Source organism: Corallococcus aberystwythensis (genome assembly GCF_003612165.1).
Classification (GTDB): Bacteria; Myxococcota; Myxococcia; order Myxococcales; family Myxococcaceae; genus Corallococcus; species Corallococcus aberystwythensis.
This window is the reverse complement of sequence record NZ_RAWK01000484.1, coordinates 1-2,890: the sequence shown is the minus strand read 5'-3', so window position 1 is coordinate 2,890 and position 2,890 is coordinate 1. Positions and strand designations below refer to the sequence as shown.

Here is a 2,890-nt window from a genome sequence, read left to right as displayed (position 1 = left end):
GCCCATGCCCACCCGCGTCCTGCTCATCGATGACGACACCCGGATGTTCGAGTTGCTCGCGGAGTACCTCGGGCAGAACGGCATCACCGTCAGCCACGCACCCGATGGTGGCCGCGGGCTGGCGGCGCTGGAGGCGAACGCCTTCGACGCCGTGCTCCTGGACGTGATGATGCCGGGCATGGACGGCCTGGAGGTGTGCAAGCGCATCCGGGCCAAGAGCCGCATCCCGGTGCTGATGCTCACCGCCAAGGGCGACGAGACGGACCGCGTGGTGGGGCTGGAGCTGGGCGCGGACGACTACCTGCCCAAGCCCTTCGGCCCGCGCGAGCTGCTCGCCCGCCTGCGCGCGGTGCTGCGGCGGGCGCAGCCGGCGGCGGTGGCGGACCGGCTCGAGTCGAGCGGTGTCTCCATCGACGTGTCCGGGCGCGAGGTGAAGGTGGAGGGGAAGGCGGTGGAGCTGACGGGCCTGGAGTTCGACCTGCTGCTCGCGCTGGTGCGGCGGGCCGGCCGGGTGATTCCCCGCGACGCGCTCCTGGGCGAGGCCGGCCGCAGCGACACGGTGGTGAGCGAGCGCACGGTGGACGTGCACATCTCCCACCTGCGCCAGAAGCTGGGGGACGTGGGCACGCGCCTCATCAAGACGGTGCGCGGCGTGGGCTACGTGTTCGCCAAGGAGGGCTCCTGATGGGCTGGGGCCACTGGCATCCGCCCGAGGGCGAGGACTGCGGGCCGGAGCTGCGGCGGAAGTTCGGCCGCCACGCACGTCATCATCACCACCACCGGCGCAGGTTCCACCTGGGCCGGCTGGGGTCCTTCGTGCAGGCGCGGCTGCGGCGGCGGCTGTTCGTCATGTTCGGGCTCACCATCCTGGTGACGGTGCTGGTGGTGTCGTGGGTGATGAACCTGACGGGCGGCAACACCTGGCGCCAGGAGACGGAGCGCGCGCGCTCGTTCGTGGGTCACCGCTTCGCGGAAGTGTGGGACGCGCCCGCCGCGCGTGAGTCCCTGGTGCGGAGCATCTCCAGCGACCTGGACGTGGACGTCGAATTGACGGACCTGTCCGGCACGGTGGTGGCCCGGGGCGGCTCGGCGTGCACCAAGCCGGACGCGACCATCCCGGTGATGCGGCAGGACACGCAGCTGGGGTCCTTGCAGGCCTGCTACATGCAGACCCGCTCGCGGGGCCCCTGGCGCGCCGTGCTGCCGCTGGGCATCGCGGTGCTGGTGCTGTGGACGGCGGCGGGCGGCATCTCGTTCCGGCTGGCGCGGCCGGTGGACACGCTGGTGAAGGCCACGCAGGAGCTGGGCGAGGGCCGGCTGGGCGCGCGGGCGAGCCTGGACCGCCACGCCACCGGGGAGTTCGCGGTGCTCGCCGAGTCCTTCAACGACATGGCGGCGCGCATCGAGAAGCAGCTGGCGGACCAGCGCGAGCTGCTGGCCGCGGTGTCGCATGAGCTGCGCACGCCGCTGGCGCGGCTGCGGGTGCTGACGGAGCTGCTGCGCGACGGCGGGGGCAACCCGCGCACGCTGGACCAGGTGGACCGGGAGGTGGTGGAGCTGGACGCGCTGGTGGGCGAGCTGCTCGCCAGCTCGCGCCTGGACTTCGGGCAGCTGACGCCCAAGGCGCTGGAGGCGGGGGTGCTCGCCGCGCAGGCGCTGGAGCGCGTGGGCCTGTCCGCGACGCTGCTCCAGCCGGAGACGGACGACATGGCGCTGATGGCGGACGCGACGCTGCTGGGCCGGGCGTTGGTGAACCTGCTCGACAACGCGCGCAAGCACGGCGTGGGCGTGGAGGCGCTCCGCATCCAGGAGCACGGCCCGGAGCACCTGGCCTTCAGCGTGGAGGACCGGGGGCCGGGGCTCCTGCCCGGCGAGGAGACGCGCATCTTCCAGCCGTTCTACCGGAAGGACCGGGGCGGCGAGGCGCGCGAGGCCGGCTCCCTGGGGCTGGGGCTCGCGCTGGTGCAGCGCATTGCCCGGGCCCACGGCGGCGAGGTCTTCGCGGAGAACCGGCCCGCCGGAGGCGCGCGCGTGGGCTTCACGGTGCGCAGGGCCGGGCCGAACCCGAATCCGTTGACGACAGCGCAGGGGTGAAGGGGCCCTCGCGGGCAGCCCCTCCCCCGCCGCTGGAACCGGACTACTGCTTCGCCTGCGCGTCCGTCGCGGCGAAGGCGAACGTCGCCTCCGCGGGCGCGCCGTCCTTCACGGTGACTTCCGCCGTCTTCGTGCCCAGCGTCTCGTGCCACGCCTCCAGCGTGTACGTGCCCGCGGGCAGGCCCGTCAGCGTGAAGGTGCCGTCCGCGGCGGTGGTGGCGAAGTACGGGTTGGGGTTGCTCACCACGTAGGCCGTCATCCACGGGTGCACGTCGCACTTGAGGCGCAGCACCTCCGCGTCCGCGGGCAGCGGCTTCTGCACTGGCGCGCCCGAGGGCGGCTGCGCCACGTTGAACAGGGGCCGCGTGCCCACCACGCCGCGCACGTTGTGCAGCGTGCCGTCGCTGTTCTTGAACACCACCTGCTGGCCCGCCACCGCGCCCTGCACGCGCGGCACGTAGGTGCACTTGGACTGGTCCACCACCACCGGCGAGGACGGCGCCGCGGGCGCACCCGCGACCGGGCCCTTCACGCGCACCAGCACGTTCTGGAGCTTGCCGTCCTTCACCAGCACGGACTGCTCCTTCTCCGGACGCCCGTCACACGCCGGGTCGACGCTGGGCGCCAGGTCCGCCATCGCGGGCGGCGTGCCGGTGAAGGACACCGTGCCCTTCACCACGCCGTTGCCCGCGGGCGCCGGAGCTGGCGCCTCGCCCGTCCCCGCTCCGTCCTTGAGGGCCGGGGGCAGCGCCTGCTGCGTGGGCGCGGCCCCCGGCCCTCAAGGACGGAGCGGGGA

Annotated in this window: 2 protein-coding genes and 1 pseudogene; 2 read left to right on the top strand and 1 reads right to left on the bottom strand. The window is 73.6% G+C overall.

The window, feature by feature from the left end:
• Positions 1 to 4 precede the first annotated feature (4 nt).
• Together D7W81_RS40665 and D7W81_RS44295 are read left to right on the top strand one after the other, a co-directional pair.
• On the top strand, positions 5 to 685 hold the full coding sequence (locus tag D7W81_RS40665; protein WP_120560678.1) for a response regulator transcription factor: 681 nt from the start codon (positions 5 to 7) through the stop codon (positions 683 to 685).
• Entirely contained in the window at positions 685 to 2,094 is a 1,410-nt protein-coding gene (locus D7W81_RS44295; RefSeq protein ID WP_120560677.1) for a HAMP domain-containing sensor histidine kinase, read from the top strand. The genes D7W81_RS40665 and D7W81_RS44295 overlap by 1 nt, the downstream gene beginning before the upstream one ends.
• Positions 2,095 to 2,137: 43 nt before the next feature.
• Here the strand turns inward: D7W81_RS44295 and D7W81_RS40655 are convergent.
• Positions 2,138 to 2,869, bottom strand: a pseudogene (locus tag D7W81_RS40655) (carboxypeptidase regulatory-like domain-containing protein); the annotation flags it as partial.
• Between the last annotated feature and the right edge of the window lie 21 nt (positions 2,870 to 2,890).